The sequence below is a fragment of the Allobacillus saliphilus genome, from assembly GCF_018138385.1.
Classification (GTDB): domain Bacteria; phylum Bacillota; class Bacilli; order Bacillales; family Alkalibacillaceae; genus Allobacillus; species Allobacillus saliphilus.
The window spans coordinates 24,306-30,305 of record NZ_JAGSIE010000004.1 but is presented as its reverse complement, the minus strand read 5'-3'; the positions used below and the strand labels follow the sequence as shown (position 1 = coordinate 30,305).

Here is a 6,000-nt window from a genome sequence, read left to right as displayed (position 1 = left end):
CCGCTCAACAAACAGTTCTAACCGCTCGACGAAGCGTCCCAGCCGCTCGACAAAACGTGCCAGACGCCCGATAAAGCGTTCTAGCCGCCCGATAAATCTCTCTTCTAGTCGCCGAACCATCCTCAACAACATCGACAAATAATTTAATAGACAATCTAAGCAAGTTTGTGTCAAGATATGGGTGGAATTAACTGTGATATTGGCCGATATAGGAGGTTGCAGCAAGTGATTGATACGATACATTTTAGACAGCTTGAGTTGGGTGATCGAGATAAACTCGAGCAAATGGAAACGGGTAAACAAGATGATTATGTTATCCGAATTTTTGACCGTTTAATTGAGTATAAAGAACATAAGGTTTTTGGGCTTTTTGCTGGTGATCAACTCGTATCGGTTGGTGGCTATACGATTTTCGCTGAACAGTACGCGATGCTCGGAAGGTTACGTACGCATGTCAGATATCGTGGTGAAGGTTTGGCGACTAAATTATTGAAGCACGTTATTCAAGAAATTGAAAAGCTTGATGGAGTCAATTGGGTCGGCGGCAATATGCAACGGCATAATTATTCAGGGATGAATGTGTTGAATAAACTGGGCCTACCTGAATTGATTGACCTGCACGCTTCCACCGTCGTTGATGATAAAAAATTGGATATTGAAACGGGTCCTTTATGGAAAGAAATATCCGAACTCGATGAGAAAAAACGTTGGTTGGATTCACTCTCTAAAGACCCAAACACAATCTTTCCTTATGAAAGCTATTATCCTTTTCCAGCAAGTCCGACGTTATTTAAAGATGAAATCATCAAGAATTGGTTAATGTTCAAAAATGCCACGGAAGACCGTTTCGTTATCGTAAAAGAAGATCAGAAAAAATATAAATACGCGCAAACCATTTATTTATGGGACGATTTGTGGGAGCAGCCGGGGTTATTAAAAACCATTTCCCATGCAAAACATCGGCTTGCTCAACAAAGTGAAGAAGACATGTACATCCGCTTCGATTTAACCGAAAAACAACGAGCGACTGTACCAAATGAAAATGCTTTTAGCTTTCAAGACCCGTGGGTGTTACATGGCAAATGGTTAAATCGGTAACTGAAAAACTATCCTGACGTCAAAAGACGAAAGGATAGTTTTTTTGTATTATTTGATTTTTCGTGCGCTTCTTTTTCCTTTTGGTTTTGGTTTATCCATACCAACGATTTCAAAGTCTACGGCTCGTTCATCAATGTTTGTACTAATGACACGGACACGAACTTCATCTCCGATTCGGAAAATCTTGCCCGTTCGCTCACCAATCATTGCTTGATGGCGGTCATCATAGTGATAGTAATCATCTGTTAAATAGCTGATGTGTACGAGTCCTTCAACTGTGTTTGGCAGTTCCACAAACAGACCAAAGTTCGTCAAGGAGCTTACTAATCCATCAAATTCTTCACCAATTTTATCCGTCATATACTCTGCTTTCTTCAGGTCATTCGTCTCACGTTCTGCATCGACAGCTCTTCTTTCCGCTGCGGATGTATGACGTGCGATATCTGGAAGTTTTTCTTTCCAATTATCAATCGTTTGATCACTTAGATCGCCATGGATTAAATAAGTCCGAATGAGACGGTGAACAATCAAATCCGGATAGCGTCGGATTGGCGATGTAAAGTGCGTATAGAACTCTGTCGCCAAGCCGAAGTGACCGACTGATTCTGGTGAATATTTCGCTTGTTGCATGGAACGTAACATCAGTTTATTGACGACCATATCTTCTTTGCTTCCTTCAATTTCTTTTAACACTTGCTGAAGGGCTTTCGGATGGACATCATCACTCGTTCCTTTAACGACATAACCTAAGTTACCGATGAATTCGAAAAAACGCTGTAATTTCGACGCTTCAGGATTTTCGTGAATTCGGTGAATAAATGGAACATCCATCCAATGAAAATGCTCTGCAACCGTTTCATTTGCTGCGAGCATAAACTCTTCGATTAATCGCTCCGCTACACCGCGCTCCAATATTTTAATATCTAATGGGTGACCTTCATCATCAACGACAATTCCAGCTTCCTTGAAATCAAAGTCAATTGCACCGCGGTTCATGCGCTTCTTCCGTAAAATTTGAGCAAGTTCTTCCATTGCTTCAAACATCGGAACTAGAGTTTCATATTTTTCTCGCATCGTAGGCTCTTCACGACCTAAAATCGAATTTACGGCTGAATACGTCATTCGTTCAGTCGTTTTAATGACCGCTTCAAAAATTTCATGATTCACGACTTGGCCTTTTTGATCGATTTCCATTTCACAGCCTAATGTCAACCGGTCGACTTGTGGGTTCAAAGAACAAATCCCGTTGGACAGGCGGTGGGGAATCATTGGAATAACACGATCTGTTAAGTAAGAGCTTGTCCCACGCTCAAAAGCTTCTCGGTCGATCGGAGAGCCTTCCGTCACATAATAAGAGACGTCGGCAATATAGACTCCTAACAGAAAGTTTCCGTTTTCTAGTTTTTCAACCCGAATCGCGTCATCCAAGTCTTTCGCGTCTGCTCCATCAATGGTTACAATTTGTTCATTACGTAAATCCCGGCGTCCTTCCATATCGGATTCATCAATCGTTTCAGGAACTTCATTGGCATGTTCTAACGTATTTGCATCAAACTCTGCCTTGATGCCATGTTTATAAATGATCGAAAGAATATCAATGCCAGGGTCGTTCACATGACCGAGAATCTCAACAACTTCGCCTTCTGCACTCTTTTTATCTTTCGGAAACTCGGTAATCTTGACGATGACTTTATGTCCATCAGCAGCTCCGTTGTTGTTTCCTTCTTGGATAAAAATATCATTCGGAATCCGTTTATCATCAGCAATGACGAAACCGAATCGGCCATTATCTTGGTACGTGCCGACAACCTTGTCGTTATTACGTTCTAAAATTCGCACAACGACGCCTTCTGGGCGATTTCCTTCAATCGAATCAACATTGACTCGAACGAGTACAAGGTCACCGTTCATCGCTGACATTAAATCATGACTGTTAATGTAAACATCATCTTTGTCTTCATCGTCCGGAATAAGAAACGCAAATCCTTTCGCATGCATTTGAACGGTTCCTCGAACGAGATTCATTCTTTCCGCTAATCCGTACCGATTTTTTCGCGTCCGGACAATTTCACCTTCTTCTTCCAATTCATTTAACCGCTTCATTAACTCCATTAAATCATCGCTTGACTTAATCGAAAAAATCTCTTGGATTTCTTCAATGGAGTGAGGGTGTGTTGCTTCTTCTTGAAAATAAGCCAGAAGGTTCTTTTTCAACTCACTCATCTACATTCACCTCTTTACTTTATGATTTCCAATCTAACGTTTCTAAAAACGCATAAATATCTTCGTGAACCTGATCTTTGTAATCACTTAACGTAATTACATGAGGGGCGCCTTCATACCATTTGATGTCTTTTTCATCCGCTTGTACATGTTCATATATATAATTTGCGCTGTCCTTATTGATTAATTCATCTTCTTCAGCTTGCAGCACAAGTGTTGGTGCATATATTTCATCTATTCGGTCGTGAACCTCTTCAATTAATTTACTTAATGAATCAAATGTTTCATCAGATTGTTCGAATAACCGGTCAACTTCTTCGTCGATTTGTTTATCATCTTTTTGTTGAAGCTGTTTATATTGCTTTGCAAATTGCTTAAAGCCACCGGAAAGTTCTTTAATATTATCAAAGTATACGGGTGTGCAAATTGGAATAGCTCCCATTAACGGTTTCTGATATGCAAGCTTTAACGTCAATACACCACCAAGTGACAAGCCAGCAACAGCAATTTCATCGTAACCTAACTCTTTAAGATGATTATATCCATCAAGGGCATCCTGCCACCATTGATCAGCTGTCGTACCTACTAATTCCTCTGGCTCTACACCATGTCCTTCATAAATCGGTGCATGCGTTGTATAACCTTTTTTCTCTAAAAACCGTCCCAGCATCCGTACGTCTGCTGAATGTCCCGTAAATCCATGTAGTAGTAAAACTGCTCGATTTCCTGCTTCAAATGTAAATGGTTCTGGTTTCTTGATTTGCATCGTATATTTCCTCCTTTTTCAGGACATACCTATTGTTAAGTTTCCCGAGTTGTCATTGAATTAATCATAGGTGAATATTTTGAGTGATGAAGTGGTTCCTTCTGTGGAATTTATTCGTGGTGTTGGTAAAAAATTTTGTTTCATAAAAAAACAGCAAGCTTTTCACTCACTGTTTTGTCGTCATTTATTAAGATACGATATAGCCTAATAAGAACGTGATAACCATGAAAGTTACCCCTAACACAATTGTCACACGGTGTAGAACACCTTCTAAACCACGAGCTTTTTGCTTTCCGAATAATTGTTCAGCACCGCCAGTGATTACACCAGATAATCCAGCGCTTTTGCCTGACTGAAGTAAGATGGTAATGATCAAACCGAGTGTATTGATGAAAAGCAATGTCACTAAGAAACCGTACATGTCTTTGACCTCCTATGCTTGCACACAAATCCATACAAATAATTTTACATAAACAAGCTGAATTTTGCAATACCTTTTACAGGCAATAACCAAATAAAAAACCTGAACGCTCGCATAAAGCGTTCAGGTCATCATTATGACTGTGATTGTGTGGCAGGTGATTCTTCTAGTTCGCTTGTTTCTTCTATGTCGGGTTCTGTTTCTGAAATGTATAATGCGCAGGCTGCATCACCTGTGATGTTGACGGCTGTTCGTGCCATATCAAGTAAACGGTCGACCCCGAGAATCAATCCAATTGCTTCTACCGGAAGACCAACTTGCTGAAGAACCATTGCTAGCATGATTAATCCGACGCCAGGCACAGCAGCAGTACCAATAGACGCAAGAACGGCAATTAACAAGACGGTTAGTAGCTGTGTAAGCGTTAAGCTCTCTGCATATACCTGTGCGATAAATACAGTGGCAACCCCTTGCATGATTGCAGTACCATCCATATTAATCGTAGCTCCGAGTGGTTGAACGAAACTACTGACAGGTTCCTTTACACCCAGTCGCTTCTGAGCTGTTGTCATTGATACCGGTAGTGTCGCCCCACTACTCGCAGTACCGAATGCCACACTCATGGCAGGCGCAAAGTTTTTGATGAACCAAATCGGGCTTTTCTTTGCCATAAACTTCACGACGAATCCATAAGTTACAACAAGATGGATCAAGAGAGCGGCTAGGACAACGACGAAGTATGCAGCTAATGATTTAATCGCATCCCATCCTGCGCCACCAACGGCTGAAGCAATTAGACCAAATGCACCAAATGGAGCTGTGTACATGACAATATTAACAACATACATCACTAAATCGAATGCTTGGTCTAAAAACTTTTTAATGAGATCGGTTTTTTTATTCAACGTTGCTAAACCAACACCTAATAAAATCGCAAAAAAGATAATTTGAAGCATTTCCCCATTCACCATCGCTGCGATTGGGTTTGTCGGGATAATATTCAACAACGTATCCACGACGGAAGGTGCTTCGCTCGGTTCATACTCAACACCTGTCGTGTCGATTAAACCTTTTTCACCTGGTTTGATTAACAATGCCAATGACATGGCAATGGTAATCGCAATTGCTGTAGATGTCAGGAAGAACAGGATCGTTTTCCCGCCGATTCTACCTAACTTTTTCGGATCACCAAGTGACGCTGTCCCGATGACGAGTGAAACGAAAACAATTGGTACGACTAACATTTGAATCAAACGTAAAAAGATCTCTCCTAGTGGTGTAAAGAAATACGTATCAATTGGTCCAAAGGCACTAGGAGCAAACATATTTAAACCTAAACCGATTGCAATACCTAATATCAATGCAATAACAATCTGTTTCGTTAGATTTTTCATCTTTCATTTCCCTCCTTAACAATAGGTTACTAATAATTATGTGAAAATTTAGTCAATTATTATTTTTTGTGAAAGCGATTTCTTAGTTGGGATGAAAA

General features: G+C 40.5%; 5 protein-coding genes. 1 reads left to right on the top strand and 4 read right to left on the bottom strand.

Going from position 1 to position 6,000, the window contains the following annotated elements; genetic code table 11:
• Positions 1–225 precede the first annotated feature (225 nt).
• Entirely contained in the window at positions 226–1,098 is an 873-nt protein-coding gene (locus KC820_RS01185; protein WP_212367333.1) for a GNAT family N-acetyltransferase, read from the top strand.
• A gap of 48 nt (positions 1,099–1,146) precedes the next feature.
• On the opposite strand, the gene rnr is transcribed toward KC820_RS01185, so the two are convergent.
• The 4 genes from rnr to KC820_RS01165 form a co-directional block, all read right to left on the bottom strand.
• Positions 1,147–3,321: a ribonuclease R gene (gene rnr, locus KC820_RS01180; RefSeq protein WP_212367331.1), complete on the bottom strand. Its 2,175-nt coding sequence runs from the start codon at positions 3,319–3,321 to the stop codon at positions 1,147–1,149.
• A gap of 19 nt (positions 3,322–3,340) precedes the next feature.
• Positions 3,341–4,087 (bottom strand): alpha/beta hydrolase, encoded by a 747-nt coding sequence (locus KC820_RS01175; protein ID WP_212367329.1) that lies wholly within the window; start codon positions 4,085–4,087, stop codon positions 3,341–3,343.
• Between the two features lie 187 nt (positions 4,088–4,274).
• Positions 4,275–4,508 carry a preprotein translocase subunit SecG gene (gene secG / locus KC820_RS01170; RefSeq protein ID WP_144087900.1) on the bottom strand — a complete coding sequence of 78 codons (234 nt, stop codon included), beginning with the start codon at positions 4,506–4,508 and terminating at the stop codon, positions 4,275–4,277.
• A 134-nt stretch (positions 4,509–4,642) separates the two neighbouring features.
• Entirely contained in the window at positions 4,643–5,902 is a 1,260-nt protein-coding gene (locus KC820_RS01165) for a dicarboxylate/amino acid:cation symporter (RefSeq protein ID WP_212367327.1), read from the bottom strand.
• Positions 5,903–6,000 lie beyond the last annotated feature (98 nt).